The sequence below is a fragment of the Pantoea sp. CTOTU46764 genome, assembly GCF_031974595.1.
GTDB lineage: Bacteria > Pseudomonadota > Gammaproteobacteria > Enterobacterales > Enterobacteriaceae > Pantoea > Pantoea trifolii.
Map to the genome: position 1 here is coordinate 9,941 of NZ_DALYOQ010000028.1, position 26,377 is coordinate 36,317.

The following is a 26,377-nucleotide window of genomic DNA, read 5'->3' on the forward strand; positions in this document are numbered from 1 at the left end:
CGTTGCCAGCAGTTCGCCACGCGCGTGTACGGTCCGCTGTTCACCGCTGGTCTGCACTTCTGGCAGTTGGGTGAATCACACTATTGGGGCCATAACGCCATCATTCGTGTGCAGCCATTTATCGAGCACTGTGCGCTGGCACCGCTGCCGGGTGAAGGTTCCTTCGCCGGTTCGATCCTGTCGCATGACTTCGTTGAAGCCGCGCTGATGCGTCGTGCCGGTTGGGGCGTGTGGATCGCCTACGATCTGCCGGGCTCCTATGAAGAACTGCCGCCGAACCTGCTGGATGAGCTGAAGCGTGACCGTCGCTGGTGCCACGGTAACCTGATGAACTTCCGTCTGTTTCTGGTAAAAGGGATGCACCCGGTTCACCGCGCGGTGTTCCTGACGGGCGTAATGTCTTATCTCTCTGCGCCGTTGTGGTTCATGTTCCTTGCGCTGTCTACTGCCTTGCAGGTGGTGCACACGCTGATGGAACCGACCTACTTCCTGCAACCACGCCAGCTGTTCCCGGTGTGGCCGCAGTGGCGTCCGGATTTGGCGATTGCCTTGTTCTCAACCACTTTGGTGCTGCTGTTCCTGCCGAAGCTGTTGAGCGTGGTGCTGATTTGGTGCAAGGGAGCGAAACCATACGGTGGCGCCATCCGCTTGTTCTTCTCGCTGATTCTGGAAATGCTGTTCTCGGTGTTGCTGGCGCCGGTGCGCATGCTGTTCCACACCGTATTCGTGGTCAGTGCGTTCCTTGGCTGGGAAGTGGTGTGGAACTCGCCGCAGCGTGATGATGATGCGACGCCGTGGAGCGAAGCGTTCCGTCGTCATGGTTCACAGATGCTGTTGGGTATCGTGTGGGCGGGCGGTATGGGCTTCCTCGATCTGAACTTCCTGTGGTGGCTGTCGCCGATCGTCTTCTCGCTGATCCTGTCGCCGTTTGTGTCGGTGATGTCAAGCCGTGCAACGGTAGGGCAGAAGAGTAAGAACGCCAAACTGTTCCTGATTCCGGAAGAGTATGAGCCACCCAAAGAGTTGGTCGATACCGATCACTATCTGCAGATTAACCGTCAACGCGCGCTGAAAAATGGCTTTATGCATGCGCTGTTTAACCCGGCGTTTAACGCGCTGGCGACGGCGATGGCAACATCGCGTCATAAGCAGAGCGATTTGCTGGACCATGCGCGCGACCGTCGTGTCGATCAGGCGCTGAGTGACGCGCCAGAGAAACTGAACCGCGAGCAGCGTTTGCAGCTGATTAGCGATCCAGTGGTGCTGGCGCGCGTGCACTCACGTTTGTGGGAAAGCGCGGACAAATATCATCAGTGGGTGGAAAGCTATCAGAAGCTGAAGCTCAATCCTGAGGCGCTGCCACAGCGCTGAAGATGAGAAAATGAAAAGCGGCAGAGATGCCGCTTTTTTTTGCGCGGAATATGACGCAATCTTTACGTGTTGAGGAGTGGTCATCGTCCCTGCGAGATGGTTAAACTAACGCCGGTTCATTGTGAGTAAATGTTGTGAATTATTTCCTGAAAATAACCGCGCTTAGCGCCGCGATTCTTCTGCTCACCGGTTGTGGCAGTATTATCAGCCGCACCTTGCCCGGACAAGGTCACGGCAATCAATATTATCCCGGCGTGCAGTGGGACGTTCGTGACGGACCGTGGCGTGTGCTGACCATTCTCGATTTGCCGCTATCGCTGGTGATGGACACGCTGTTACTGCCCGTGGATGCCAGTCACGGCCCGTACGAATAATCGTTATTACAGATTGTCAGAAGGGCTGTTGTCGTCTTCCCACTCCTGCGCCGCCGCTTCACCCTCTTCGAGGTCACGCGGCGGTTCCAGCTGGAATTCGCCTTCATCCCATTCATGCAGCGTATTTTCCGCCTGCCACTCCTGACGCAGTTCGACCTCATCAAAATCACCGTCAAAAATAGCCTGCGCGGCTTCTCCGCTGGAGATCGGCAAACATTCACCCTGGCCATCCTCTTCAGCGAAAAATTCGGCCTGCCACATGATGTCGCCATCCTGCATCACGTACTTCTGCAGGGCAAACTGGCTGACGCTGGCATCGTCTTCGGCGATCTCAGGTTGGCTGGCGAGAAACTCTTCGCGGGCGGCTTCAATGGCTTCTTCAAGGGTGCTAAACAGGCTCATCATCAACTCCATGTCTGTAAAAAAGGGATTTCACAGAAGGATAGACGAAAAATCGTGAAGTGCAGGGCGGAGAGGAAATATCGGTTGGGCGGTTGCGTAAAATTCAACCGCCCAACCGATCAGGCTATTTTCTGCGGGAAGTGTAATACCGGACGCACAGATTCATGAATAATTGGAGCAGAGTAACGAATACAACATTTAATACAGGGCTTAACCTTTTTAAAATTAATACGCGCGGTTGATAATGCCTGATTTAAATTATACAGAGTGCCGATAAAAACCATATCCTCCTTTACGGGTAGCCGTTTACACTCTTTTCGATGCAGAAGATGATAACCTTCCTGATCGGTACTGATCGTCACGTAGTAGTAGATGCCTTTATTCATTTTATAATTGTCCTGAGATATATTTGCTGTGTGAAATCTTTTTATATTTTTTAAAAGTGAACTTAGCGTTCTAACTGACATCACGAAATTAACTGGATTCGATTTTATCGACAAATTCCATAAGGGAATAAGAAGGTGTTATTTTCTTTAGAAAAAGAATATAGAGGATTTTATTAAGACAATACCTTGTTTAGTAAGTTAATTTTACTGCATTGATTAGCGGGGCCGAAGGGTTTAGCAAAATTAAATAGGATTACCCCTGGATGTTGGGGAATTCAGGTCCGAGACAGCATATTTTGATCCGTTAATATTTCCTTACAAGCAGCGCAAGAATCAAATGCTAAGGCAGTTTTTTACCCATATACTGGCTTGAAAGGTTAATTTTTTACAGAGTTAAGGCAAAGAAACACGGATTTAGTGGGTAAAGTTTGGTGCTAACTGAACAATTAGCCCAAGTTCACGCTGGACCGATTAGCGAATTAATAACCGGATAAAATCACGTAATAAGGTAAATTTCTGCTGAAGGACGTGGGGCACGCAATCATGCCCCATATCACATTAATAAACCGAAGGCTCGCCTTGTGGACGCGTTTTGAAGCGGCGGTGCAGCCACATATATTGTTCCGGAGCCAGTAACACTGTCTCTTCGACCACTTTATTCATCACGACAGCGGTCTCAAGTTCAGATTCCAGCGTAAATTTATCACGGATATCAGGCATCATTTTCAGCTCATAGCCGCGCGCATTGGGCAGACGTCGCGCCAGGAACGGCACCACGCTGGGGTTTGCCAGACGAATCAACATATGGGTGCCGGTGGTGGTTGCCGCATCCTGAACCGCGAAGAACGGTGCAAACACGCTGCTGCGCGGGCCATAGTCATGATCCGGTGCATACCAGATAATGTCGTTGTTCTTCATCGCGCGAATCATGCCTTTCAGATCTTTGCGGTCCAGCATGCTTTTATTGGAACGCATGCGGCCCCAGGTTTGTAGCCAGTCGATGAGCTTATTGTCATTAGGGCGATATACGCCAATGCCCGGGTTATGCATACCAAATACTCGCGCGCCCAATTCCAGAGTCAGAAAGTGCATACCAATTAATAATATGCCGCGCTTCTCGGCCAGTGCGTTAGCAACATGTTCAAGACCGCTGGTGGTGACCCATTTACGGATGCGCCAGTCTGGCCAGAACCATGCCATACCGGTTTCAATTAGTCCCATGCCCACCGATTCAAAATTGTGTTTGACCATCGCGTCGCGTTCATTGATCGGCATGGTGGGAAAGCACACTTCAAGATTGCGCTGCGCCACTTCAACACGACGTTTCATGAAACGCATGGCAATGCGACCCAATCCACAGCCAATGGCATGCAACACTGGATAGGGCAACAGCACCAGCAGGTAAAGGAAACCAATGCCGAGCCAGGTCAGCCAATAGCGTGGATAGAGGAGTTCACGGGTGAGTTTGGGAAGTTGAGTCATGGAAATGTCAGTATCCTGCGTCTTATGCCAGAGAGTCCGGTTTCTGTAATTTTTTGTCATTATGCCATTTTTTCATTCTGGCTGAAATCAAGCATAGACCGTGGGTGGCTATCTGGCAGCAGGTATGCGCACGAAAACGCAATTGTGTCGCAGAAATGCGCCTGTAATTACATCCGTCAGGTTTATCACACCAAAATTTTTGTATCCGGCAGAATTCGGGTATTATACGCGCGCTCAATTTCTCTGATTGCTAACAGGACGAACACCATGCCAGTGTTACATAACCTTGTTTCCAATAAAGAGCTGAAGGAACGTATGTTGGCGGAAACCGAACCACGTACCACAGTCTCTTTTTATAAATATTTCCAGATCGCCGATCCCAAAGCCTTCCGTGATGCTCTTTACGTTGAGTTAACCAAACTCAAGGTGTTTGGTCGCGTCTATGTCGCGCATGAAGGCATCAACGCACAAATCAGCGTACCAGCCAGCCGCTACGAAAAGATGAAGGCAGTTTTGTATGCCTTTGATGCGGCGCTGAACAATCTGCGCATGAACATTGCGCTGGATGATGACGGTAAATCTTTTTGGGTGCTGCGCCTGAAAGTGCGTGAGCGCATTGTGGCGGATGGGATTGAAGATAATAGCTTCGATGCCAGCGATGTGGGCGCTTACCTGAAAGCCGCAGACGTTAACGCGATGCTCGACGATCCGGATGCGCTGTTCGTGGATATGCGTAACCACTACGAATATGAAGTGGGACGCTTTGATAACGCCATGGAAGTGCCGGCCGATACTTTTCGCGATCAGCTGCCGATGGCCGTTGATATGCTGCAGGATAAGAAAGACAAAAAGATTGTCATGTATTGCACCGGCGGCATTCGTTGTGAAAAAGCCAGCGCCTGGATGAAGCACAACGGCTTCAATGATGTTTATCACATTGAAGGTGGGATTATTGAATACACCCGTCGCGCGCGCGAGCAGGGCTTACCGGTGCGTTTCAAGGGCAAAAACTTTGTCTTTGACGAACGCATGGGCGAACGTATTTCCGACGATATTCTATCCAGCTGTCATCAGTGCGGCACGCCTTGCGATAGCCACACCAACTGCATCAATGATGGCTGTCATTTGTTGTTCATTCAGTGCCCAAGCTGTGCTGAAAAATACAACAACTGCTGCAGCCCAATCTGCATGGAAGAGTCAACGCTGTCGCCAGAAGAGCAGCGCGCACGCCGTGCGGGCCGTGAAAATGGCAACAAGGTGTTTAACAAATCACGCGGTTTGCTGAACATGACGATGGCGATTCCCGCGCCAGATAAAAAATAAGCGCAAAACAGCCTGAAGTCAGCGGACTTCAGGCTGCATTTGGTTTACTTACGCACGCCTTCCACCGAAATAATCAATTCAGCTTTCTGCGATGCCGGGCCAAGATCTTTGCTGATGTTGAACTCTTTCAGCACGATTTCACCGCTGGCTTCAAATCCTGCACGGTAGCCGCCCCACGGATCTTTGCCTTCTCCCATCAATTTTGCGTCGAGCATCACGGGCTTGGTCACGCCATTCAGCGTCAGGTCGCCGGTGATTTTGTAATCCTTGCCGTCTTTCTTCACAGCGGTAGAAGTAAAGGTCGCCTGCGGGAACTTACCGGTGTTGAGGAAATCCGCGCTGCGCAGGTGTTTATCACGCTCAGCATGGTTGGTATCGAGGCTGTTAGTGTTGATGGTCACGTTGACTTTATCTGCTGCAGGATTGGCTTCATCAAACGTGAAGCTGCCGTCAAAATCTTTAAAGGTACCGTACAACCAGCTGTAGCCCAGATGCTGAATGCGGAACTGAACAAACGCGTGCTGGCCTTCCTTATCAAATTTATAGTCAGCTGCGCTGGCCGTCAGGCTGGCGCTTAATAAGCCGGCCGCTGCTACTGCCAATAATGTCTTCTTTAGCATGTTACTTTTCCTTTTCAGAGGTTAACGGGATGCGGTAACCCAACATCCTTTTCAGTGTCACATCACGGTCGATGAAATGGTGTTTCAGGGCTGCCAGCGCGTGCAATGCAGAGAACAGCACCAAACCCCATGCCAGCCAAAGATGAATGTCGCCTGCCAGATCTGCTTGTTGCGCAGCACCGCTGAACAGTGCGGGAACCTCGAACCAGCCAAATACGGAGATCGGTTTTCCATCGGCGGTGGAGATGAGATAACCGCTGAACAGCAGCACAATTAGTAAGCTGTATAACATCCAGTGCGCGGCAGTGGCACCGCGCCGAACGTCGGGGGAATAGCTCGCCAAGGGTTTGGGTAGCGGCGAAATAAAACGCCAGCCGAGGCGCAGCAGCAGTGCAGCAAACAGCAGCATGCCGATGCCTTTATGAATTTCAGGCGCGTCGTGATACCAGCCGTCGTAATAACCCAATCCGACCATCCACAAACCCAGCGCAAACATGCCGTAAATAGCCAGCGCCATAAGCCAATGTAATAAAATGGAGATGGCGCCGAAATGCTGTGTGGAATTACGCCACATATTAAGTTCCAGAAATGAAATAAGTGGCAATGAGCATCTACATTTTGCAATGAAAGATCAATTAACCTTACTTTTCTATAAAGTCGAAAATCATCTTCGGAATAAATGAGGATTTAATTAAAACTCAGTCAGGATAATTGAAGGGACGACGTAAAAAACAAGGGCTATTGCGGGATATTGCATATTGACTACACCAAATGCGGCATACCGCTGCATTGAATGTTTATTTAGGTAATTAAATGTCAACTTACGTCAATCTTGCCGACGCATAATGAGCGCCGGCATCTGTGCATCAGTCAAATCGCGCGAGTGAGAAGGGCTTCATATCGAAAGAGAACGGTTTATTCTGCGCAAATTCACTGGCAAGCTCACCCAACACGCTAGCGAATTTGAAACCGTGTCCGCTTAAACCGGTGATAATCAGGCGATTCGGCTCACCGGGCAGCGTATCAATAATGAAATCTTCATCCGGCGTATTGTCGTAGCTGCAGGCTTCACCATGCAAACAGACGCCCACGCCCGGCAGAAATTGACGCAGGAAGTTAAATGACTCGTTACCATCCACCGCGATGCTGCCAAAAGGTTTGCGATCGGCCGGCGTTTGCATCAATTGGCCACCATCGTGACGTCCCACTTTCAGCGCGTTGTTATCCGCCGGGAAGCCATAAAAGTGACTGCCATCGCTCATCTCCACAGTGAAGCCGGGGAATTTGTTGTTTTCGCTGTAGCGACCATCTGCCTGATACCAGGCGAAAACTTTACGCACCGGCGCAACCGGCAAATCAGCGACCAACTGGCTCACCCAGGTTCCGGCGCTGACCAGCAATTTACGCGCGCGGAAAATGCCTTCGCTGGTGGTGACCTGCTGCAGATCGCCATCGCGACCCATATCTGTCACCGGGCAGTTAAACAGCTGCGCGCATCCGGCTTGTTCCGCCAGCTGCACCCAGCTGCGCACCGCCTGCTCGCATTTGAGGAAGCCGGAGTTAGGCTCGAACACGCCAATATAGCCATCTGGCACCGTGAACTGCGGCCAGCGCGCGCGCACTTCATCGGCTTGCAGGATTTTCACATCCAGCTGCCACGCTTTCGCGCTATCGATAACATTTTGAATAAAGGTGGAGGTGATAGGCGCTAAGTTGAGGATGCCGCTGCGATGCATGATGCGCTCGCCGCTCTGGCGTTCCAGTTCATCCCACAGCGTCTGCGCGCGCAGAACCAGCGACACGTAACGTTCACCTTCGCCATAAGCATGGCGAATCAGGCGGGTTTCGCCATGATGCGTGCCCTGGCTGTGCGGGGGATGGGCGCTATCAATCATCAGTACCGATAAGCCAGCCTGCGTGGCGTAAAACCCGGCTGCTGCGCCTACCGAACCGCTTCCCACAACAATCAGATCATAAACCATAACGACATCACTCCAGCAAAACGGTGAAATTTTTCAACAGCATATCAAAAGAGAGCGCCCATGAAAAAGGCACCCTATTGGGTGCCCTTTCACGCGATAGTAGAAGTTAATGCTTTTGATTGTCGCGTAGGTACTGCTCGGTAGACTCTATTTTTGCAATGCCAGCTTCGAGAAGTGAGATAAACTGTCTGGCAACATCAGTAGTCAGCCAGTAGGTCGGGCCCACGTCAGCTTCTTCTTCTTTCTGCCCCTGCGAGGAGAGCGAGTGCAGGCGAATCATCATGGCGTCATAACTGTCTACGGTGCTGATATCCCATCCTACCAACGGATGAGTCTGGATGACGTCTTTATTTCTGTCCATTATAACCTCCGTATTACTCGTTAAACGAAGTGCTTCTTGAGGTTCAATGCGGCTGTATCGTGCACTAGCGAAACAATTATAACATGAAATAGCGAGTACAATAGTTAAAAGGTATGACGAACTTAATCAGAGTGAAAATAAACGCACTTCACATTGACGTTATGGCGAATAATAAAATGCCCGAAACGTCAGGCATTTTATTGGAAATAATATTGGCAGTAGTGACGAAATTATCGGCTTTTGTAAGAGGAAACTTTAGGCCGAAAAAGAGAATCTTTTAGGCGTGTGGCTCGCTTGGCAGCAGGCCGTGACGTTTCTGAATCTCTTCCGCTAGCCGGGTAAAATGCTGCTGTAACTGCTCGTCATGGTTCTGGTTTTGCGCTTCCAGCGTCAGGTTGTGGACCAGCAACTGATTGGCGCGATCGTCGAGACAGAAGGTCAAGGTGGCAAACGCATTTTCTAATACGGTTAAGCGGCGCTGTTGCTCAGCAATAAATGCCAGCAACTCTCCGAAGGTCATCGCCTCTTCTGGTTTTTCAGTAGTCATGTAAAACACCTCCTGTAAGCATGACGAGGCAAGAATAGGGGATCGTTTAACATGAGTCTAGATGCAGGCAGTTTTTCTGGCGAGAGGGAAATAAAAACAAAAAAGCCGGGTGGCGAAACCCGGCAAAAACGGCACAGTGGCTGTTAATCGTTATTAAACCAGTCGTCAGCGCTTTCCCAGGTTTCTTGTAACAGTTCGCTGATGCGTTCGCGTGACTCTTTGCAGCCACCAAACACGCTAAGTTGGTTGCCGCCGGCATAACGCACTTTGACGTGATGATCGTCGTCGGGGAAATCCTGCGTAATGCGACGGACCAGTTCGATGCTGAGTGCATCCAGTGCACCTGCAGGAAGGGGCGAAGTTTTTGCTACGGTAATTTCAACGCGCATAGAAGCCTCCGGAATAACATACTGTTTATTTGTACAGTATATTTATCCCGAAGGCAAGCAGCAGAAAATTATTCTTTGATGCGCCAGTTCAACGTTTCGCCGGCAAGGAAAGGCACCAGCGTGTCATCCGCCAGCGCAATGCTCTCTTCAACCTGCCAGGATTCTCGCACCAGCGTCAGCGTGCCTTCATTCAGCGGCAGACCATAGAAGTTCGCGCCGTTCTCCGAGCAGAAGGCTTCGAAATGGTCCAGCGCATTCAGCTCCTCAAACACCGTGGCGTACGCCGGCAATGAGGTCGGCGCATTAAACACGCCGGCGCAGCCGCAACTGGCTTCTTTCAGGTGACGCAGATGGGGCGCGGTATCGGTACCGAGGAATACGCGACGATTCCCGCTGGCAACCAGCTTACGCAGCGCTTCCTGATGAATATTGCGTTTCAAAATCGGCAAGCAGTAGAGATGCGGACGCACGCCGCCCACCAGCATGTGGTTGCGGTTGAACATCAGGTGTTGTGGCGTGATGGTGGCGCCCAGCAACTCGTTTCCTGCCGCCAGATACTCCGCTGCTTCTTTGGTGGTGATGTGCTCCATCACCACTTTCAGTGCCGGGAACTGTTTGCGCAGCGGCTCCAGCACAGTTTCAATAAAGCGCGCTTCGCGATCAAAAATATCGATATGGGAATCGGTCACTTCACCGTGCACCAGCATGGGCATGCCGATCTGCTGCATGCGATCCAGCACCTTCGCGATCGCGGCGATATTGGTCACGCCGTGGCTGGAGTTGGTGGTGGCATGCGCAGGGTAGAGTTTGGCAGCGGTAAACGTGCCGTCACGGAAGCCGCGTTCGATCTCATCGGGATCGAGTGAGTCGGTGAGATAGCAGGTCATCAGCGGAGTAAAAGCATGCTCAGCAGGTAACGCAGCCATGATGCGCTCGCGGTAAGCCACGGCAGCGGCCACGCTGATAACCGGTGGAACCAGGTTCGGCATGACAATCGCTCGACCATTTACTGCGCTGGTGTAAGGCAGTACGGCGTTGAGCATCGCGCCATCGCGCAGATGGATATGCCAGTCGTCAGGGCGGCGGATGGTGATTTGCTGAGGTTGGGCTGTCATTCAAAAAGACTCCGGCTGAGAAGAAAACGAGAGGCACGTTTAGGCCGGGGAGTAATCATAAGGATGTGGGCAACCGTTTGCACGGGATTTTATTGTGACAAACAAAAACCGCACCCGAAGGTGCGGCTACGCGGATTAATCAGTAAACGGAATCACCAATTGTCCCGGTTTCACTTCTATCCCTTTAGCGAGTTTCTTCGCCAGCGCTTCTCCTTTACTGCGGTCTGCGCTCAGCACGTAGGCGGGTTTCTCATTGAAGTAACGCTTTAGCGACTCATTGAGATAAGGCGTAAGGGTTTTCATGATCGACGCCATTTTTTCTGGCTGCACCTGCGCATCGACAATCTCCATGTCATGCAGATAAATCGCGCCTTCCTGCGCGTTGTAAACCGGCTGCGCCTTCATCTTCAGCAGCATTTCGGCCTGCTGCGGACCAAACAGCGAGCTGACATTGATATTGGCTTTACCTGAGAGGGTGATTTTGCCAGGTTCTTCACGGCCAATCTGGCTGTTGAGATCGCTCAGCACAATGTGTGCATTCACCAGCCCGGAAACGCCGATGTCTTTTTCGAAGTTATTGCGCTTTTGCAGCGCCTGATTCACTTCCTGTTCGCTGATGGTGTATTGCGTCAATTGGTTACAGCCGCTGAGTAGCACGGCAAAAAGCAGGGCGACAAGCCCGGTAAACGCCTTTTTCATATAATCCTCATCCTGATCGAAACGGCAAAACAGCGATAGCCTGCCTTAATCAGCGGCACCTGTCACCAGGAGAGGGATGAGAAGCGCCGTGGCGCTTCTCGTGGATGAGGATTATGCAGCGATGGAGGAGAGCAGATTGACCTGAGTTTGTTTCGCCATATTATCGCGATAATCGGCAACGCGGCTTGGCCACTCAATACCATTGACCAGCGTTAAGGAGCGCAGCAGCGGGAACAGATGAATATCATCTTCTGAAAGTTCGCCATTGACCGCATTGGGCTTGACGATCAGTTTGTCGAGCTGGCGCAGATCATCGCTGATGTTTTTGATCAAGCCCGGCGCGTGTTTACGCAACTCGCCGAAATCCCCGACGCTGGCCTGCTTCTTCTCGCTAAAGTAGCTGCGCGCTTCCGGCGTAGCGAATTCGGCAAAGGAGGCATCGGCGATGCGCGGCAACAGCAACTTGTTGACGTAGCCATTCACATGGCGCAGCCAGTCGCTAATCGCCGGATTGCTTTTGCCATTCAGCAGCGGTTCGTGATCGTATTTATCCACCAGCCGCACAATATCCATACTTTCCGGCACCGCGCTGCCATCAGCCTTTTGCAGAATCGGCGCCATTTTCTGGCCGATCAGTTTTTTCGGCGTTTGCTCGTCGTCATTCAACATAACGATGAGTTCTAACGGCAGATTTTTTAAGCCGAAAATCATGCGTGCTTTGACGCAGAAAGGGCAGTGATCGTAGATGTAGAGTTTCATCCCGTTTCTCCTGTGGTTCTAAGGGTGACGGAGGTCACCCTTTTTTCGGACGTGCGGGAAGTATGGAAGAGATCTGTGGCAGGGGCAAACTAGCTGCTTAAAATCGCTGGCGCCACCGAACGCGGCTGGAACTGCCACCACAACGCCAAAAGGGTGATCATCCCGACGCTGCTCAGCAGCATCCACGGCAGTTCCGGCAGCGCCCATTGCTGGCCCATATCGAACATCCAGCCACCACCGGAGTAGCCGATCAAACCGCCAATCGCGAGGCCGAGACGGCTGAAGCCCATGTAGCTACCGCGTGCGCGGGAGCTGGCGAGCGAAGCGCTGAGTGTCTCACGCGCCGGTTCAGCAATGATGGAGCCGAGATAAAAGATGGCGATCAGCATAAACAGCGACGGCAGCGAGTCGGTCATGCCAACCGGCAGCAGACTGAAAGTCATCAGGAACAAACCGGCCATCAGACGCGTTTCCAGGCGGAAGCGTTTTTCGCTCCAGCGTGCCAGTGGATAGAGCAGGCTTAATGACAACAGCGCTTCAATGGCGTACATCCACTTCACCGCAGCAGGCGCTCCGGCCACCTGATTCACCATCACCGGCAGCATCAACATCACCTGCACGGCGAGAATGTAGTAACCGGTTAATGTCAGCACATACAGTCGAAAACGCTTATCCTGCCAGACGCGTTGCATCCCTTCGCGCATCGCAATGCGTTCTGTCGAGATGCGCCACGCCGGTAACCAAATGGCGTTGAACAATGCGGCAGCGACAAACACCGCCGCGCCAACCCAGCACACCAGGCGGAAATCCCACGCCAGCAGCCAGCTACCAATCAGCGCGCCCAGCACCGCACCGGCGCTGTCCTGCATCATCAGCAGGGAGAAGAAGCGGCCGCGATCGCGTGCGCGCACCAGTTTCATCACCAGTGCGCTGCGTGGCGGGTCAAACAGCGTGCCGCCAAGACCGGATAGCAAGCAGGCGAACCACAGCAGCCAGGGTTGATGCGCCAGCGCCATGCAGGCAAAACCCGCCGCACGCATCAGCATGCCGGTGACGATCAGCGGACGCGCACCAAAACGGTCGGCAATCGCGCCGCCGAAGATGCCGAATCCCTGCTGGACGAATTGCCGCAAGCCAAGCGCAATGCCGACCATCAACGCGGCCCAGCCCAGCTGTTCGACAAAATGGATAGAGATGAGAGGAAATACCACAAAAAATCCCATCACAACCAGCATGTTATCCACTAAAAGAAATGTTTTACCGAGGCGTCGTGCCCGCGCAACCCGAGACATGCTAATTCCTGAGCAAGTGAGAGGAGATAAGAGACCAATTGGTCTATTTTCCGCCTGCTCAAAGGCGAAAAACAGCTTTCTCAGGATGATATTTTTTCATCGAATCCGCAGAAATATTAATCCTCAATCAGGATGAATCCGGAGGAACGCGTTCAAGGGTTTTACCGCAAGCGGGGTGACGGTTATAGTGAGCAGTATCGCCGCTGGCGTACATCTTTCTTAAGTTATGGATTTCAGGAGTCATGATGTTTGGCTATCGTTCTGCTGGCCCACGCGTGCGCCTCACAACCGATCGCTTAGTGGTGCGTTTAGTACATGAACGCGATGCCTGGCGATTAGCGGATTATTACGCTGAAAATCGTGCGTTTCTTAAGCCGTGGGAACCGGTGCGCGACGAGAGCCACTGTTATCCTTCCGGTTGGCAAGCACGCCTCGGGCTGATCGCTGACATGCATAAACAGGGCTCAGCCTACTATTTTGTGTTGATGGACCCGGAAGAGACCGAAGTGCGGGGTGTAGCCAACTACAGCAACGTGCTGCGCGGCTCGTTTCACGCCTGCTATCTCGGCTATTCGCTGGGCGAGAAGTGGCAAGGTCAGGGATTGATGTTTGAAGCGCTCACCACCACCCTTCGCTATATGCAACGTCAGCAACGCATTCACCGCATCATGGCAAACTACATGCCGCACAATCAGCGCAGTGGCGATCTGCTGGCGCGTCTCGGATTTGAAAAAGAGGGCTACGCCAAAGATTATTTATTGATTGATGGACGCTGGCAGGACCATGTCCTGACTGCACTGACCTACCGGGAGTGGACCCCGGATCGCCGTGGACAATAAAAAAGGATTACCCCAATGAAAATGGCCTTATCCGCGCAGGCGCTGCGCGTAATTGGATGCCTGCTGGAGAAGCAGGTCACCACGCCAGATCAATATCCGCTCTCCCTTAATGGCGTTGTCACAGCCTGTAATCAGAAATCCAACCGCGAACCGGTGCTGAATCTCAGCGAGATGGAGGTGCAAACGCAACTCGATGAGCTGGTGAAAAAGCATCTGGTGACCTCCAATAACGGCTTCGGCCAGCGCGTCAGCAAGTATGAACAGCGTTTCTGTAATTCCGCGTTCGGCAACTTGCAACTGAACAGCGCTGAAGTCGCGGTGCTGACACTGTTGTTCCTGCGCGGCGCTCAGACGCCTGGCGAGCTGCGTACCCGTAGCGGTCGTCTGCACGAATTCAGTGATATGAATGAAGTCGAGCAGACGCTTAACGGCTTGACCACGCGCGATGATGGTCCAATGGTGGTGCGCCTGGCGCGCGAACCGGGCAAACGTGAAAGCCGCTATATGCATCTGTTTGGCGGCGAAGTGGTGGAAGACGCGGCCAGCGCAGAAATTGCTAGCGACAATGGCGATTTAACCGCGCGTGTCGCGCAACTTGAAGAAACGGTTGCTCAGTTGCAGTCGCAACTGCAACAGCTGCTGCAAAAGGAGCTCTGATATGACGCTGCGCATTGGCATTGTAGGTTTAGGCGGTATCGCGCAGAAAGCGTGGCTGCCGGTGTTATCGCAGGCCAGCGGCTGGCAATTGGCTGGCGCGTTCTCACCCAATCAGGCCAAGGCGCAACCGATTTGCGACAGCTATCGCATCCCCTATTTTGGTCAGCTGGATGCGCTGGCCGCAGCCAGCGATGCGGTGTTTGTTCACAGCAGCACCGCCAGCCATTACGAAGTGGTCAAAGCGTTGTTGCTGGCGGGCAAAGATGTGTGCGTCGATAAACCGTTAGCCGAAACGCTGCAACAGGCTGAAGCACTGGTTACGCTGGCGGACAAGCATAAGCGTAAGCTGATGGTGGCATTTAATCGCCGTTTTGCGCCGCGCTATCAGCAGCTAAAAAATGACATGCCTCGCGCGGCCTCGCTGCGCATTGAGAAGCATCGCGCGGATAGCGTTGGCCCGCACGATCTGCGTTTTACCCTGCTGGACGATTATCTGCACGTAGTGGACACCGCGCTGTGGCTGGCGGGCGGCAGCCTGACGCGCGAGCTGGGGCATATCGAGACCAATGACGATGGCGCGATGCTGTACGCCGAACACCATTTCACCGCCGGTTCGCTGCAAATTACCACCAGCATGCATCGCCGCGCCGGCACGCAACGCGAAGTGGTCAGCGCCATCTGCAACGGTGATTACATCGAAATTAACGAGATGCGCGACTGGCAGCAGGAAAACCGCAGTGGCATCGTGCGTGATGTGCCGCCTGCGTGGCAAAGCCATCTTACCCAGCGCGGTTTCAGCGGCGCAGCGCACCATTTCATTCAGTGTGTTGAAAATCAGACGATGCCTGAAACCAGTGGCGAACAGGCGCTGGCGGCGCAGCGTCTGGTGGAAAAATTGTGGCGCGATGCCGAACGTGAATAATCCCTTGTAACACTCAATGCTGGTCATTTCCCGCCGTGTCAGTAGACTATCGCCGGACATCACGGGATGTCCGCGCTAAGTCGCTCATTTCTCCGACACTTTTCAGGATGCGCCACTCAATATGAATTTGTTGAAATCGCTGGCTGCGGTCAGTTCGATGACCTTGTTTTCTCGCGTACTGGGCTTTGCCCGCGATGCCATTGTGGCGCGCGTTTTCGGTGCGGGGATGGCAACCGATGCCTTCTTTGTTGCCTTCAAACTGCCCAACCTGCTGCGCCGTATTTTTGCCGAAGGCGCGTTTTCTCAGGCGTTTGTACCAATCCTGGCGGAATATAAAAGTAAGCAGGGCGAAGATGCCACGCGCGTGTTTGTGGCCTACGTTTCCGGTTTATTGACGCTGGTGCTGGCGGTGGTGACCGTGTTGGGGATGATCGCTGCGCCCTGGGTGATTGTGGTGACGGCGCCAGGTTTTGCCGATACCGCCGATAAATTCGCCTTAACCAGCGCGCTGCTACGCGTCACCTTTCCTTATATTCTGCTGATTTCGCTGGCGTCGCTGGCGGGTGCCATCCTCAATACCTGGAACCGTTTTTCCGTGCCGGCGTTTGCGCCAACGCTGTTGAACATCAGCATGATTGGTTTTGCCGTCTTCGCTGCGCCGCATTTTAATCCTCCGGTGATGGCGCTGGCGTGGGCCGTGGTGGTGGGCGGCGTGTTGCAGCTGTGCTATCAGCTGCCGCATCTGAAGAAAATTGGCATGCTGGTTCTGCCACGCCTGAATCTGCGCGATGCGGGCGTGTGGCGCGTAATGCGTCAAATGGGACCGGCGATTCTTGGCGTGTCGGTCAGTCAAATTTCACTGATCATCAACACCATCTTCGCCTCCTTTTTAGTTTCCGGTTCTGTTTCATGGATGTACTACGCCGATCGTCTGATGGAGTTTCCATCCGGCGTACTGGGCGTGGCGCTGGGCACCATTTTGCTGCCCTCGCTGGCGAAGAGTTTTGCCAGTGGTAATCAGGAAGAGTATTCACGGTTGATGGATTGGGGCCTGCGTCTCTGCTTCCTGCTGGCGTTGCCGAGCGCGGTAGCGCTGGGGATCTTGTCCGGACCGCTGACGGTCGCGCTGTTCCAGTACGGGAAATTCACCGCCTTTGATGCCTTGATGACGCAACGCGCGCTGATTGCCTATTCAGTGGGTTTGATGGGGCTGATTGTGGTGAAAGTGCTGGCACCCGGCTTCTATTCTCGTCAGGACATCAAAACGCCGGTGAAAATTGCCATCGTGACGCTGATGGTGACGCAATTGATGAACCTGGCATTTATTGGCCCGCTCAAACACGCCGGTTTGTCGCTGTCGATCGGTTTAGCCGCTTGCCTGAATGCCGCGCTGTTGTACTGGCAACTGCGTAAGCAGGATATCTTCCAGCCGCAGCCTGGCTGGTTCAGTTTCCTGACCCGTTTGCTGATTGCGGTATGTGTGATGGCCGCAGCATTGCTGGGCGTTCTGCAGGTCATGCCAGCATGGGAAGAGGGGCAGATGTGGTGGCGCCTGATTCGCCTGGCGGCAGTCTGCGCCATCGGCGGCGGCGCATACTTTGTGATGCTCGGTCTGCTCGGCTTCCGCCCGCGCGACTTCGCACGCCGCACTATGGCGTAAAAAACCTGCTCCCACGCAAACGGAAGCTTGTTTTGGTCCGGCGGTCCTCGCGCCGCTTCGCGGTTCCTTCACTTCGTACGTTAGCCTGACGGACCGGCTCAGACGGGACTTCCTTGTCCCGGCTGAGCCTTTCGCCCGCGTCCTGCGGGCAAATCCTGGCTTCCTTTCTTCGTTCAGCGCTGCGGATGCCTGCCCAAAACAAGCTCCCGTCTGCTGTTTATCTCTTGTGCGTTGTGCTTAAAACCAAAACAAAAAGGCCGCCATCCCGAAAGATAGCAGCCTGTTCAAACCCACTTTTTTACCCTTTACGGCTCAGCGTCGCCTGACCTTTGCCCAAACCATCCGGCCCGTAAAATGCCTGCGTTTGATGCGGTCGCAATACCGCCAATGCTTCATTGGTGAAGCCAATCTGATGCTGCAACAAAATCCCGTTATGCGTATTGGCATCGCGCAAGCGGCGCGTGTGCTGTTGAATACGCGCCCAGCGGTTTTCGCGATCGCTGTGATCACCATAGGGCGCCTGCGTACCAAGGGATTTCTCGGTGGTGCGGCGCATCTCGTCCAGATAATTCAACGTGGTCAGCAGCGCGCTTTTATCTTCAGAAATACGCTGCAGCATGTTGCCATTAACCTGGCCGGCAGAAAGTTGCTGTTGTTCTTCATCCATTACCACCGCAAGGGATGTCAGCACGTCCTGCATTTTGTCTAAGGTGATCAGCAGATTGTCCATTGGGATTAGTTACCCTCTAAATACGCCTTGGTATCGGCGATCAGCGCGTCGGCGATCTTACCGGTATCCATTTTCAATTCGCCATTACGAATGGCCGTCTTCAGCTGCTCAACGCGCGCTGTGTTAATGTCTTTGCTGCCAGGCTGCATCAGTTGCGCCTGCGCGCTACTCAACTTCACTTCTGCACCGCTTTCGCTGGTGGTGTTGGCTACTGGCGTCGCGCTCTGACGCACTTTACCGCTGTTATCGTTGGTATCGCGTGTTTGAACAGTGCTAACCGGATTCGTAGGCTGCGTTCTGTCGATGCTCATGGTAAGGCTCCTGTAAGGTCAGTTGGGGGTCAGCCAACTGAGTCAGCATAGGGTAATGTCTTTGTTGATATCTCTATCGGCAGAAAAACAGGGTTCTTTAACGCTTTATAGCGATATCAGAATATTCCCATCCGCGTCGACGCGACCACTGACAACCTGACCATTTCCCATCCTCACGCGCACCATTTGTGCCGCGCTGGCGTTGTTCAGCGCACGTCCTTCGCTGCTGGCATTAAACCCGTTTCCACTGGCGACTACCATCACATTTTGACCGGCTTTCACGCGCCACGGCTGGCGCACCATGGTGGCAGTCACCGGCTGTCCTGGCGGGATATCGCGCAGCGCGACCGCATCGATGACGCCGCTGCTATCCATCAAGGCGCGTGCCGGCAATTCATCCAGCCGCCCGGTTTCAAGACGCACATCAGATGGGCTGAGATTGCTGCCGCGCGCCACCTGACGACTCGCCACCAGATATTGTCCGGTGACCTGTACCTGCACCTGCAGGAAACGACGGTTTTGATCGCAGTTAGCGGCGATGCTGATGTTGCCCCACTGACGGCTATTACCGGGCAGCTGCAGTTCAGGGGTTTCGCAGTTTGGCCACTGCGCCTGCGGTGTACGCACCACCACCGTCATGCCTGCGGCATGTTGTGGGTCGCGTGCCTTAAAAAATTGGGTCAACTGCGCGGTAAGGTCCGCGGCAGAACTGGGGAGCGCCAGTGCCAGCAACAGTGTGACTAGCAAGGTGGAATATCTGCGCATAACGCCTCCTGACGAGAAGATGGCAGTGAGTCTACGCCTCGCGCAAAAAAACCAATGTCAAAAATAGCCGTCATTTTTGCTGCTATTCAGACGATCACCCTTGCATTTGTCCCCTTAAGCTGTCAGCTCGAAATTCTCATTCGCGGAGGAAGCATGCTCGACAAACTCGATGCCGCGCTGCGATTTGGTACTGAAGCGTTAAACCTGCGAGCTCAGCGTCAGGAAATTCTGGCGTCAAACATTGCCAACGCCGATACCCCGGGCTACCAGGCGCGGGATATCGACTTTGCCAGCCAACTGAGCAAGGTGATGCAAAACGGTCGCGCCGAAGGCAGCAGTCTGGCGCTGAATGTGACGTCCTCACGCCACATTGAAGCGCAAACTAACTCTCAGCCGTCACTGGATCTGCTGTACCGCATTCCCGATCAACCCGCCGCGGATGGCAACACCGTGGATATGGATCGCGAACGTACACAGTTTGCTGATAACAGCCTGAAATACCAAACCGATCTCACCCTCATCAGTAGCCAGATTAAAGGCATGATGAGCGTTCTGCAGGGGCAATAAGCATGGCATTGCTGAATATCTTTGATATCGCCGGTTCTGCGATGACAGCGCAATCACAGCGCCTCAACGTCAGCGCCAGTAACCTGGCCAACGCCGACAGCGTTACTGGCCCAGATGGCCAGCCTTACGTGGCAAAGCAGGTGATTTTCCAGACCGACGCCGCACAAGGTGCAGCCACCGGCGGCGTTAAGGTCGCAGGCGTGGTGAACGATCCTACTCCGGCAAAACTGGTGTACGACCCGGGTAATCCGCTGGCGGATCAGAAGGGCTACGTCAAGATGCCGAACGTTGATGTTGTGTCCGAAACCGTTAACACCATGTCCGCGTCGCGCAGCTACCAGGCCAACGTTGAAGTGCTGAACACGGTGAAGTCAATGATGATGAAAACTCTCACCATCGGTCAGTAACGGAGAACGAATATGAGCGTAGCAGTAGGCATTAAAGACAGTCTGGACCCAACGGTACTGACCTCCAGCAGCGCCTCGAGCGGTAACTCTTCCGCCGACCTGCAGAATCAGTTCCTTAACATGCTAGTGGCGCAGCTGAAAAACCAGGATCCCACCAATCCTATGGATAACAGCCAGCTCACCACCCAGTTGGCACAGATAAACACCCTAAGCGGTATCGAAAAGCTGAATACCACACTGGGATCCATCTCCGGCCAGATCACGACCAGCCAGTCGCTGCAGAGTTCAACGCTGATTGGTCACGGTGTCATGGTCAAGGGATCTCAGGTACTGGTGGGCAGCGGAACCACGACGCCATTTGGTGTTGAGCTGGCGACCGCGTCGACTGCCACCAGTGTCACCATTAAAGACAGTAATGGCGCCACGGTCCGCACCATCGATCTCGGCAAACTGAGCTCTGGCGTTCACACCTTCTCGTGGGACGGCAAACTGGATGACGGTTCTACTGCCGCGGATGGCAAATATTCTGTCTCACTGGCCGCCAGCAATGGCAGCACGCAACTGGTGGCGCAGCCGCTGAATTATGCCTATGTCAATGGCGTCAGCACCACTGATGGCACCACAAAACTGGATCTCGGCACCATGGGCTCCGCGACCCTCGATGAAATTCGTCAGATTCTCTGATTAACCTTTTTGCAGGAGAGATTACATGTCTTTTTCACAAGCGGTGAGCGGCCTGAATGCTGCTTCCAGCAACCTGGATGTGATTGGTAACAACATCGCCAACTCCGCCACAGCCGGTTTTAAATCCAGCACCATTGCCTTTGCCGATATGTTTGCCGGTTCTAACGTCGGTCTGGGGACTAAAGTTGCCGCCGTTATCCAGAACTTTGGTGATGGCAGTACTACATCAACCAGTCGTGGATTGGACGTCGCGCTGAGCGGCAACGGCTTCTTCCGTATGACCGACGCTAGCGGCGGTGTGTTCTATTCCCGTAACGGCCAGTTCACGCTGGATGCAAACCGTAACCTGGTGAACACCCAGGGACTGAACGTCTCTGGTTATCCGGCCAGTGGCACACCACCCACCATTCAGACCGGTGCGAATCCGGTGGCGCTGAGCATTCCAACCACGCAGATGGGCGCTCGCGCAACGACCACCGCGACACAGGTTGCGAACCTGAACTCCACCAGCACCACGCCGAGTGTCACCACCTTTGATAAGTCCAATGTAGATAGCTACAACGCAAAAACCACCATGACGGTGTATGACACTCAGGGTAACGATCACCAGTTAGATATGTATTACATCAAAACGGCAGATAACACCTGGACCGTGCATATGGTTGACTCCACCACCGGTAATGAAGTCGGTAACACTGCGGGCGGTGACAGTCTGGGCTACCAGATGCAATTTGATGCTAACGGTAAGCTGACGCAGGTAGGGAAAATCACTGCAACGGGTGTTGCAGATACCAGCGCCTCACTGGCAAACCTGGTTGTGGGTGGCACCAACGGTGCGGATGGCATGAATATCAGCCTGAGCATGCTGGGCAGCCTGCAGCAAAACACCGGTGCAACCACCTTTGGTAACCCAACGCAAGACGGTTATCAGCCTGGCGATTTGACCAGCTACACAATTAATGATGACGGCACCATTACCGGCACTTACTCGAACCAGAAAACCCAGTTGTTGGGTCAGATCGTGTTGGCGAGCTTCTCTAACCCGGAAGGTTTGAAGTCTGAAGGCGATAACGTCTGGTCAGCAACCAGCTCATCAGGTCAGGCCGCGGTCGGTCTGGCAGGCACCGGTACTTACGGCAACCTGACTTCAGGTGCGCTGGAGGCGTCCAACGTCGATATGAGTAAAGAGCTGGTGAATATGATCGTTGCGCAGCGTAACTATCAGGCCAACAGCCAGACCATCAAAACTCAGGACCAGATTCTTAACACCCTGGTTAACTTACGTTAATTCGCTAACGGGATTGCCTTATGGATCACGCAATATATACCGCCATGGGCGCGGCCAGTCAGACGTTGGAGCAGCAGTCGGTAACGGCCAGCAACCTTGCCAACGCCTCAACGCCGGGCTTTCGTGCTCAGCTCAACGCGTTGCGCGCGGTGCCGGTCAGCGGCTGGTCGCTGCCAACACGTACGCTGGTTGCCGCTTCCACGCCGGGCGCCGATATGTCACCGGGCTCGATGGATAACACCGGCCGCACGCTGGATGTAGGTGTCGCGCAGGACGGCTGGTTGGCAGTGCGTGCCGCTGACGGTACCGAAGCTTATACCCGCAACGGCAACATGCAGATCAGCTCGACCGGTATTTTGACCATTCAGGGCAATCCCGTGATGGGCGATGGCGGTCCGATCGCCATCCCGCAAGGTGCTGAATTGACCATCGCGGCGGACGGTACCATCACCTCGCGTAACGCCGGTGATGCGCCGAACGCCACGGTGCAGATTGGTCGCCTGAAGCTGGTGCGCGCCACCGGTAAAGAGATGCAACGCGGTGATGACGGCATGTTTCGCCCTAACCAGCAAACCCAGGCGACGCGCGGCGCGGCGCTGGCGAACGATGCCACCATGACGGTGATGCCTGGCGTGCTGGAGGGCAGTAACGTGAAGCCGGTGGAAACCATGGTCGATATGATCGCCAACGCCCGACGTTTTGAGATGCAGATGAAAGTGATCTCCAACGTCGATGAAAACGAACAGAAAGCTAACAGCTTGCTCAACATGAGCAGCTAAGGCGTAAGGAAAACACCATGATTCGTTCTTTATGGATCGCCAAAACCGGTCTTGACGCTCAGCAAACCAACATGGACGTCATCTCCAACAACCTCGCGAACGTAAGCACCAACGGCTTTAAACGTTCGCGCGCGGTATTCGAAGATTTAATGTACCAAACCCTGCGTCAGCCGGGCACCCAGTCGTCGGAGCAAACCACGCTGCCGTCTGGTTTGCAGATCGGTACCGGTGTGCGTCCTGTCACCACCGAACGTCTGCATCAGCAGGGTAACCTGTCGCAGACCAGCAACTCGAAAGACGTGGCGATTAACGGCCAGGGTTATTTCGAAGTGCAGATGCCGGACGGCACCTCGGCGTATACCCGTGATGGTTCATTCCAGGTTGACCAGAACGGTCAGCTGGTGACCAACGCCGGTTATCCGGTGCAGCCAGGCATCACTATTCCGGCCAACGCCACCAGCATCACTATCTCGCGCGATGGCGTAGTGAGCGTAACGCAGCAGGGCCAGACCAACCCAGCACAGGTCGGTCAGCTGACGCTGAGCACCTTCATGAACGATGCGGGCCTGAATAGCCAGGGTGAAAACCTCTATCAGGAGACGCAGGCATCCGGTGCGGCAACGCAGAGCACGCCGGGCCAGAACGGTGCGGGTCTGCTGTATCAGGGTTATGTCGAAACCTCAAACGTCAACGTGGCGGAAGAGTTGGTGACCATGATTCAGACGCAGCGCGCCTACGAGATCAACAGTAAAGCGATCAGCACCTCCGATCAGATGCTGGCGAAGTTAACCCAGCTGTAATGCTGGTGTCGTTGGGCCAGCCTGGCTGGCCTGATTAAGCAACATGAATAAGGTTAGAACTCCGTGGCGAAGCAAGTGATTCTCAAGCCTGGTCATTGGTTGGTAGCCACGCTGCTACTCACTCTTAACGGTTGTGCGCTGGTTCCGCGCACGCCACTGGTGCAAGGGGCGACAACGGCAGAGCCGACGCCATCCGCACCACCAGTGGTGAACGGTTCCATTTTTCAGGGCGTCGCACCGCTGAACTACGGCTATCAGCCGCTGTTTGAGGATCGCCGTCCACGCAACATTGGCGACACATTGACGATCACCTTGCAGGAAAACGTCAGCGCCAGCAAAAGTTCTTCCGCTAACGCCAGCCGCGATGGCAGCAACAGTTTTGGTGTGACAGGTGTACCAACCGGCCTCAGTGGTCTGGTGGGTGCCGGTGGCGAAAAAGCCACGCTGGATGCCAATGGCAAAAATGACTTCGCCGGCAAAGGTGGCGCGACGGCAAATAACACCTTTACGGGCACCATCACCGTCACCGTCAATCAGGTGTTGTCGAACGGCAACCTGCGCGTGGTGGGTGAGAAACAGATCGAAATTAACCAGGGCACCGAATTCATCCGCTTCTCGGGCGTGGTTAACCCACGCACCATCAGCGCCAGCAATGCGGTGCTCTCCACCGCGGTGGCCGATGCACGTATTGAGTACGTCGGAAATGGTTATATCAATGAAGCGCAGACGATGGGCTGGTTCCAGCGTTTCTTCCTGAACGTCTCGCCGATGTAAGAGGTAGTAACAATGAATATGACGACTCTGCTCCGCCTAAGCCTCTGCTTACTGCTTGGTTTCAGCGTTCTGGCGCATGCTGATCGCATTCGCGATCTGACCTCCGTACAGGGCGTGCGCGATAACCAGCTGATCGGTTACGGCTTGGTGGTGGGCCTTGATGGTACCGGTGACCAGACCACGCAAACGCCGTTTACCACGCAAACCGTGAGCAACATGCTCTCCCAGCTCGGTATTACCGTGCCAGCGGGCACCAATATGCAGCTGAAAAACGTGGCGGCCGTTATGGTCACCGCCAAGCTGCCGACCTTTGCGCGTCAGGGACAAACCGTTGATGTGGTGGTCTCCTCGCTGGGTAACGCCAAAAGTCTGCGCGGCGGTACGCTACTGATGACGCCGATGAAAGGCGTCGATAACCAGGTTTATGCGCTGGCGCAGGGTAACATTCTGGTTGGTGGTGCCGGCGCTTCAGCCGGTGGCAGCAGCGTGCAGGTTAACCAGCTGAACGGTGGCCGTATTACCGGCGGCGCCACGGTAGAGCGTGAACTGCAGAGCAACTTTGGTAGCCAGAACACCATCAACCTGCAGCTGAATAATGAAGACTTCAGCATGGCGCAGCGCATCGCCGACGCCATCAACAGCCGTGGCATTGGTTCCGCGCAGCCGCTGGATGCGCGTACCGTGCAGATCCGTGTTTCGCCGAATAACAGTTCGCAGGTGCGTCTGCTGGCAGAGATTCAGAACCTCGACGTTTCGGTGCCGCTGGAAGATGCCAAGGTGATTATCAACTCACGTACCGGTTCGGTAGTGATGAACCGCGAAGTGACGCTGAATACTTGTGCGGTGGCGCAGGGCAACCTGTCGGTTACTGTTAATCAGCAGCAGAACGTCAGCCAGCCTGATACGCCGTTGGCGGGTGGTCAGACCGTGACCACCAACAATACCCAGATCGATCTGCGTCAGAGTGGCGGCGCGCTGCAACGGGTTAACGCCAGCGCCAACCTCAACAACGTGGTACGTGCGCTGAATGCGTTGGGTGCATCTCCGATTGAGCTGATGTCGATTTTGCAATCGATGGAAAGCGCAGGCTGCTTGCGCGCCAAACTGGAAATTATCTGATGAACGATACGCAATCGCTGGTGAATGCGGCGTACGACAGCCGCTCGCTGAACGACCTGAAACGCGAAGCCGCCGCCGACCCGAAAGGGAAGGCGATGCAGGTGGCCAAGCAGGTGGAAGGGATGTTTGTGCAGATGATGATGAAAAGTATGCGCGCAGCGCTGCCGCAGGATGGCTTGCTGAGCAACGATCAGACGCGGCTTTTCACCTCGATGTACGATCAGCAGATTGCGCAGGACATTGGCAAGCGCGGTCTCGGCATGGCCGATATCATCGTTAAGCAGATGCAGCCCGCTCAGGAGCCGGATGAAACCGCCGGTACGGTGCCGATGAAGCTGGATAACAGCTTCATCTATAGCAATCTGCCGTCGAATCAGCTGGAGCAGATGGTGCGTAAAGCGGTGCCGCGTTTGCCAGTCTCGCCGAGCAGTTTGCCCAGCGACAGTAACGACTTTATCGCCCAGCTGGCGCAACCGGCGCAGGTCGCCAGCCAGCAGAGCGGCATTCCACATCACCTGATTCTGGCGCAGGCCGCGCTGGAATCCGGCTGGGGCCAGCGACAGATCCTGACGCGCGACGGCAAGCCGAGTTACAACGTGTTTGGTATTAAGGCGAGCGGCGACTGGAAGGGCGCAACTACCGATATCATGACCACCGAATACGAAGGTGGCGTGGCGAAAAAAGTGCGCGCCAGTTTCCGTGTGTATGGTTCCTATATGGAAGCGCTCAGCGATTACGTCAAACTGCTGTCCAATAATCCTCGCTATGCCGCCGTTGCCAACGCACCGAGTGCCGAGCAGGGCGCGCGTGCCTTGCAGGCTGCCGGTTACGCGACCGATCCAAAGTATGCGCAGAAACTGGTGGGAATGATCCAGCAATTCAAAAACATGGGCGAAAAAGTGGTGAAGGCTTACAGCAACGACATCACCGATTTGTTCTGATTTTTGCTCTCAAGTTTCACTTAAGCACGCCG

General features: G+C 54.1%; 32 protein-coding genes. 16 read left to right on the plus strand and 16 right to left on the minus strand.

Annotated elements, in window-relative coordinates:
• Window positions 1-1,371, plus strand: a 1,371-nt coding sequence (mdoH, locus tag RTM06_RS11565) for a glucans biosynthesis glucosyltransferase MdoH (RefSeq protein WP_312182309.1), incomplete at its 5' end; no start/stop codon positions are given.
• A 134-nt stretch (window positions 1,372-1,505) separates the two neighbouring features.
• Window positions 1,506-1,745 carry a YceK/YidQ family lipoprotein gene (locus RTM06_RS11570; protein WP_312182311.1) on the plus strand — a complete coding sequence of 80 codons (240 nt, stop codon included), beginning with the start codon at window positions 1,506-1,508 and terminating at the stop codon, window positions 1,743-1,745.
• Window positions 1,746-1,751: 6 nt separating this feature from the next.
• Here RTM06_RS11570 and RTM06_RS11575 read toward each other — a convergent pair whose 3' ends face one another.
• The 3 genes from RTM06_RS11575 to RTM06_RS11585 all read right to left on the minus strand — a co-directional run bounded on the left by RTM06_RS11575 (window position 1,752) and on the right by RTM06_RS11585 (window position 4,015).
• Window positions 1,752-2,147: a MysB family protein gene (locus RTM06_RS11575; protein ID WP_312182365.1), complete on the minus strand. Its 396-nt coding sequence runs from the start codon at window positions 2,145-2,147 to the stop codon at window positions 1,752-1,754.
• Between the two features lie 119 nt (window positions 2,148-2,266).
• On the minus strand, window positions 2,267-2,533 hold the full coding sequence (locus RTM06_RS11580) for a hypothetical protein (protein WP_008103132.1): 267 nt from the start codon (window positions 2,531-2,533) through the stop codon (window positions 2,267-2,269).
• A gap of 558 nt (window positions 2,534-3,091) precedes the next feature.
• Window positions 3,092-4,015, minus strand: coding sequence for a Kdo(2)-lipid IV(A) acyltransferase (locus RTM06_RS11585; RefSeq protein WP_312182314.1), 924 nt, complete (start codon window positions 4,013-4,015; stop codon window positions 3,092-3,094).
• A 267-nt stretch (window positions 4,016-4,282) separates the two neighbouring features.
• Between RTM06_RS11585 and RTM06_RS11590 the strand changes: the two genes are divergently transcribed.
• Entirely contained in the window at window positions 4,283-5,338 is a 1,056-nt protein-coding gene (locus RTM06_RS11590; RefSeq protein ID WP_256696173.1) for a rhodanese-related sulfurtransferase, read from the plus strand.
• A 44-nt stretch (window positions 5,339-5,382) separates the two neighbouring features.
• On the opposite strand, the gene RTM06_RS11595 is transcribed toward RTM06_RS11590, so the two are convergent.
• From RTM06_RS11595 to mdtH, 10 genes are all read right to left on the minus strand, one after another.
• Window positions 5,383-5,958 (minus strand): YceI family protein, encoded by a 576-nt coding sequence (locus RTM06_RS11595; RefSeq protein ID WP_256696174.1) that lies wholly within the window; start codon window positions 5,956-5,958, stop codon window positions 5,383-5,385.
• Window position 5,959: 1 nt separating this feature from the next.
• On the minus strand, window positions 5,960-6,532 hold the full coding sequence (locus tag RTM06_RS11600; RefSeq protein WP_312182317.1) for a cytochrome b: 573 nt from the start codon (window positions 6,530-6,532) through the stop codon (window positions 5,960-5,962).
• 292 nt (window positions 6,533-6,824) lie between these two features.
• A complete protein-coding gene (gene solA, locus RTM06_RS11605; RefSeq protein ID WP_312182319.1) occupies window positions 6,825-7,940 on the minus strand; it encodes an N-methyl-L-tryptophan oxidase in 1,116 nt (371 codons plus the stop codon).
• 106 nt (window positions 7,941-8,046) lie between these two features.
• The gene (gene bssS, locus RTM06_RS11610) at window positions 8,047-8,301 is read right to left on the minus strand and encodes a biofilm formation regulator BssS (protein ID WP_008103119.1); all 255 of its coding nucleotides are present in this window, start codon (window positions 8,299-8,301) and stop codon (window positions 8,047-8,049) included.
• A gap of 277 nt (window positions 8,302-8,578) precedes the next feature.
• Window positions 8,579-8,848 carry a hypothetical protein gene (locus RTM06_RS11615; protein ID WP_008103116.1) on the minus strand — a complete coding sequence of 90 codons (270 nt, stop codon included), beginning with the start codon at window positions 8,846-8,848 and terminating at the stop codon, window positions 8,579-8,581.
• A gap of 143 nt (window positions 8,849-8,991) precedes the next feature.
• Complete coding sequence (gene dinI / locus RTM06_RS11620; protein ID WP_007893661.1) at window positions 8,992-9,237, minus strand: DNA damage-inducible protein I; 246 nt, start codon at window positions 9,235-9,237, stop codon at window positions 8,992-8,994.
• A 68-nt stretch (window positions 9,238-9,305) separates the two neighbouring features.
• Window positions 9,306-10,352, minus strand: a complete 1,047-nt coding sequence (gene pyrC, locus RTM06_RS11625; RefSeq protein ID WP_312182323.1) for a dihydroorotase — start codon at window positions 10,350-10,352, stop codon at window positions 9,306-9,308.
• Window positions 10,353-10,487: 135 nt separating this feature from the next.
• Window positions 10,488-11,051 carry a lipoprotein gene (locus RTM06_RS11630; RefSeq protein WP_008103112.1) on the minus strand — a complete coding sequence of 188 codons (564 nt, stop codon included), beginning with the start codon at window positions 11,049-11,051 and terminating at the stop codon, window positions 10,488-10,490.
• A 111-nt stretch (window positions 11,052-11,162) separates the two neighbouring features.
• Entirely contained in the window at window positions 11,163-11,810 is a 648-nt protein-coding gene (grxB, locus tag RTM06_RS11635) for a glutaredoxin 2 (RefSeq protein WP_256696178.1), read from the minus strand.
• Between the two features lie 89 nt (window positions 11,811-11,899).
• Window positions 11,900-13,102: a multidrug efflux MFS transporter MdtH gene (gene mdtH / locus RTM06_RS11640; protein WP_312182325.1), complete on the minus strand. Its 1,203-nt coding sequence runs from the start codon at window positions 13,100-13,102 to the stop codon at window positions 11,900-11,902.
• A 245-nt stretch (window positions 13,103-13,347) separates the two neighbouring features.
• Between mdtH and rimJ the strand changes: the two genes are divergently transcribed.
• The 4 genes from rimJ to murJ all read left to right on the plus strand — a co-directional run bounded on the left by rimJ (window position 13,348) and on the right by murJ (window position 17,180).
• On the plus strand, window positions 13,348-13,941 hold the full coding sequence (gene rimJ, locus RTM06_RS11645; RefSeq protein WP_008103106.1) for a ribosomal protein S5-alanine N-acetyltransferase: 594 nt from the start codon (window positions 13,348-13,350) through the stop codon (window positions 13,939-13,941).
• A gap of 15 nt (window positions 13,942-13,956) precedes the next feature.
• A complete protein-coding gene (locus tag RTM06_RS11650) occupies window positions 13,957-14,598 on the plus strand; it encodes a DUF480 domain-containing protein (protein ID WP_265297096.1) in 642 nt (213 codons plus the stop codon).
• A gap of 1 nt (window position 14,599) precedes the next feature.
• Window positions 14,600-15,520 (plus strand): Gfo/Idh/MocA family protein, encoded by a 921-nt coding sequence (locus tag RTM06_RS11655; protein WP_256696181.1) that lies wholly within the window; start codon window positions 14,600-14,602, stop codon window positions 15,518-15,520.
• 121 nt (window positions 15,521-15,641) lie between these two features.
• Complete coding sequence (murJ, locus tag RTM06_RS11660) at window positions 15,642-17,180, plus strand: murein biosynthesis integral membrane protein MurJ (protein ID WP_312182328.1); 1,539 nt, start codon at window positions 15,642-15,644, stop codon at window positions 17,178-17,180.
• A gap of 298 nt (window positions 17,181-17,478) precedes the next feature.
• Here murJ and flgN read toward each other — a convergent pair whose 3' ends face one another.
• The 3 genes from flgN to flgA form a co-directional block, all read right to left on the minus strand.
• Window positions 17,479-17,910 carry a flagellar export chaperone FlgN gene (flgN, locus tag RTM06_RS11665; protein WP_256696183.1) on the minus strand — a complete coding sequence of 144 codons (432 nt, stop codon included), beginning with the start codon at window positions 17,908-17,910 and terminating at the stop codon, window positions 17,479-17,481.
• Window positions 17,911-17,915: 5 nt separating this feature from the next.
• Window positions 17,916-18,221, minus strand: coding sequence for a flagellar biosynthesis anti-sigma factor FlgM (flgM, locus tag RTM06_RS11670; protein ID WP_312182331.1), 306 nt, complete (start codon window positions 18,219-18,221; stop codon window positions 17,916-17,918).
• Between the two features lie 105 nt (window positions 18,222-18,326).
• Window positions 18,327-18,986, minus strand: a complete 660-nt coding sequence (gene flgA / locus RTM06_RS11675; RefSeq protein ID WP_256696185.1) for a flagellar basal body P-ring formation chaperone FlgA — start codon at window positions 18,984-18,986, stop codon at window positions 18,327-18,329.
• 153 nt (window positions 18,987-19,139) lie between these two features.
• Between flgA and flgB the strand changes: the two genes are divergently transcribed.
• The 9 genes from flgB to flgJ all read left to right on the plus strand — a co-directional run bounded on the left by flgB (window position 19,140) and on the right by flgJ (window position 26,345).
• On the plus strand, window positions 19,140-19,553 hold the full coding sequence (gene flgB, locus RTM06_RS11680) for a flagellar basal body rod protein FlgB (RefSeq protein WP_008103091.1): 414 nt from the start codon (window positions 19,140-19,142) through the stop codon (window positions 19,551-19,553).
• A gap of 2 nt (window positions 19,554-19,555) precedes the next feature.
• On the plus strand, window positions 19,556-19,960 hold the full coding sequence (flgC, locus tag RTM06_RS11685; protein WP_064740862.1) for a flagellar basal body rod protein FlgC: 405 nt from the start codon (window positions 19,556-19,558) through the stop codon (window positions 19,958-19,960).
• 12 nt (window positions 19,961-19,972) lie between these two features.
• On the plus strand, window positions 19,973-20,644 hold the full coding sequence (gene flgD, locus RTM06_RS11690; RefSeq protein ID WP_256696187.1) for a flagellar hook assembly protein FlgD: 672 nt from the start codon (window positions 19,973-19,975) through the stop codon (window positions 20,642-20,644).
• 25 nt (window positions 20,645-20,669) lie between these two features.
• A complete protein-coding gene (gene flgE / locus RTM06_RS11695; protein ID WP_265297094.1) occupies window positions 20,670-21,932 on the plus strand; it encodes a flagellar hook protein FlgE in 1,263 nt (420 codons plus the stop codon).
• A 20-nt stretch (window positions 21,933-21,952) separates the two neighbouring features.
• Window positions 21,953-22,711 (plus strand): flagellar basal body rod protein FlgF, encoded by a 759-nt coding sequence (locus tag RTM06_RS11700; RefSeq protein ID WP_008103084.1) that lies wholly within the window; start codon window positions 21,953-21,955, stop codon window positions 22,709-22,711.
• A gap of 17 nt (window positions 22,712-22,728) precedes the next feature.
• Window positions 22,729-23,511, plus strand: coding sequence for a flagellar basal-body rod protein FlgG (gene flgG / locus RTM06_RS11705; RefSeq protein ID WP_007885801.1), 783 nt, complete (start codon window positions 22,729-22,731; stop codon window positions 23,509-23,511).
• Window positions 23,512-23,574: 63 nt separating this feature from the next.
• The gene (locus RTM06_RS11710) at window positions 23,575-24,285 is read left to right on the plus strand and encodes a flagellar basal body L-ring protein FlgH (protein ID WP_008103082.1); all 711 of its coding nucleotides are present in this window, start codon (window positions 23,575-23,577) and stop codon (window positions 24,283-24,285) included.
• 12 nt (window positions 24,286-24,297) lie between these two features.
• Entirely contained in the window at window positions 24,298-25,404 is a 1,107-nt protein-coding gene (locus RTM06_RS11715; RefSeq protein WP_293796128.1) for a flagellar basal body P-ring protein FlgI, read from the plus strand.
• Window positions 25,404-26,345 carry a flagellar assembly peptidoglycan hydrolase FlgJ gene (gene flgJ, locus RTM06_RS11720; RefSeq protein ID WP_154152714.1) on the plus strand — a complete coding sequence of 314 codons (942 nt, stop codon included), beginning with the start codon at window positions 25,404-25,406 and terminating at the stop codon, window positions 26,343-26,345. The genes RTM06_RS11715 and flgJ overlap by 1 nt, the downstream gene beginning before the upstream one ends.
• The last annotated feature ends 32 nt before the right edge of the window (window positions 26,346-26,377 follow it).

Coding starts and splice junctions, on each gene's coding strand:
- RTM06_RS11585 (WP_312182314.1), bottom strand. CDS start 4,015: ATGACTCAACTTCCCAAACTCACCCGTGAACTCCTCTATCCACGCTAT.
- pyrC (WP_312182323.1), bottom strand. CDS start 10,352: ATGACAGCCCAACCTCAGCAAATCACCATCCGCCGCCCTGACGACTGG.
- RTM06_RS11615 (WP_008103116.1), bottom strand. CDS start 8,848: ATGACTACTGAAAAACCAGAAGAGGCGATGACCTTCGGAGAGTTGCTG.
- RTM06_RS11575 (WP_312182365.1), bottom strand. CDS start 2,147: ATGAGCCTGTTTAGCACCCTTGAAGAAGCCATTGAAGCCGCCCGCGAA.
- grxB (WP_256696178.1), bottom strand. CDS start 11,810: ATGAAACTCTACATCTACGATCACTGCCCTTTCTGCGTCAAAGCACGC.
- flgB (WP_008103091.1), top strand. CDS start 19,140: ATGCTCGACAAACTCGATGCCGCGCTGCGATTTGGTACTGAAGCGTTA.
- dinI (WP_007893661.1), bottom strand. CDS start 9,237: ATGCGCGTTGAAATTACCGTAGCAAAAACTTCGCCCCTTCCTGCAGGT.
- RTM06_RS11715 (WP_293796128.1), top strand. CDS start 24,298: ATGAATATGACGACTCTGCTCCGCCTAAGCCTCTGCTTACTGCTTGGT.
- RTM06_RS11580 (WP_008103132.1), bottom strand. CDS start 2,533: ATGAATAAAGGCATCTACTACTACGTGACGATCAGTACCGATCAGGAA.
- solA (WP_312182319.1), bottom strand. CDS start 7,940: ATGGTTTATGATCTGATTGTTGTGGGAAGCGGTTCGGTAGGCGCAGCA.
- bssS (WP_008103119.1), bottom strand. CDS start 8,301: ATGGACAGAAATAAAGACGTCATCCAGACTCATCCGTTGGTAGGATGG.
- RTM06_RS11600 (WP_312182317.1), bottom strand. CDS start 6,532: ATGTGGCGTAATTCCACACAGCATTTCGGCGCCATCTCCATTTTATTA.
- RTM06_RS11650 (WP_265297096.1), top strand. CDS start 13,957: ATGAAAATGGCCTTATCCGCGCAGGCGCTGCGCGTAATTGGATGCCTG.
- mdtH (WP_312182325.1), bottom strand. CDS start 13,102: ATGTCTCGGGTTGCGCGGGCACGACGCCTCGGTAAAACATTTCTTTTA.
- flgM (WP_312182331.1), bottom strand. CDS start 18,221: ATGAGCATCGACAGAACGCAGCCTACGAATCCGGTTAGCACTGTTCAA.
- flgD (WP_256696187.1), top strand. CDS start 19,973: ATGAGCGTAGCAGTAGGCATTAAAGACAGTCTGGACCCAACGGTACTG.
- flgJ (WP_154152714.1), top strand. CDS start 25,404: ATGAACGATACGCAATCGCTGGTGAATGCGGCGTACGACAGCCGCTCG.
- murJ (WP_312182328.1), top strand. CDS start 15,642: ATGAATTTGTTGAAATCGCTGGCTGCGGTCAGTTCGATGACCTTGTTT.
- RTM06_RS11595 (WP_256696174.1), bottom strand. CDS start 5,958: ATGCTAAAGAAGACATTATTGGCAGTAGCAGCGGCCGGCTTATTAAGC.
- flgC (WP_064740862.1), top strand. CDS start 19,556: ATGGCATTGCTGAATATCTTTGATATCGCCGGTTCTGCGATGACAGCG.
- RTM06_RS11590 (WP_256696173.1), top strand. CDS start 4,283: ATGCCAGTGTTACATAACCTTGTTTCCAATAAAGAGCTGAAGGAACGT.
- flgE (WP_265297094.1), top strand. CDS start 20,670: ATGTCTTTTTCACAAGCGGTGAGCGGCCTGAATGCTGCTTCCAGCAAC.
- flgA (WP_256696185.1), bottom strand. CDS start 18,986: ATGCGCAGATATTCCACCTTGCTAGTCACACTGTTGCTGGCACTGGCG.
- flgG (WP_007885801.1), top strand. CDS start 22,729: ATGATTCGTTCTTTATGGATCGCCAAAACCGGTCTTGACGCTCAGCAA.
- RTM06_RS11630 (WP_008103112.1), bottom strand. CDS start 11,051: ATGAAAAAGGCGTTTACCGGGCTTGTCGCCCTGCTTTTTGCCGTGCTA.
- rimJ (WP_008103106.1), top strand. CDS start 13,348: ATGTTTGGCTATCGTTCTGCTGGCCCACGCGTGCGCCTCACAACCGAT.
- RTM06_RS11700 (WP_008103084.1), top strand. CDS start 21,953: ATGGATCACGCAATATATACCGCCATGGGCGCGGCCAGTCAGACGTTG.
- RTM06_RS11655 (WP_256696181.1), top strand. CDS start 14,600: ATGACGCTGCGCATTGGCATTGTAGGTTTAGGCGGTATCGCGCAGAAA.
- flgN (WP_256696183.1), bottom strand. CDS start 17,910: ATGGACAATCTGCTGATCACCTTAGACAAAATGCAGGACGTGCTGACA.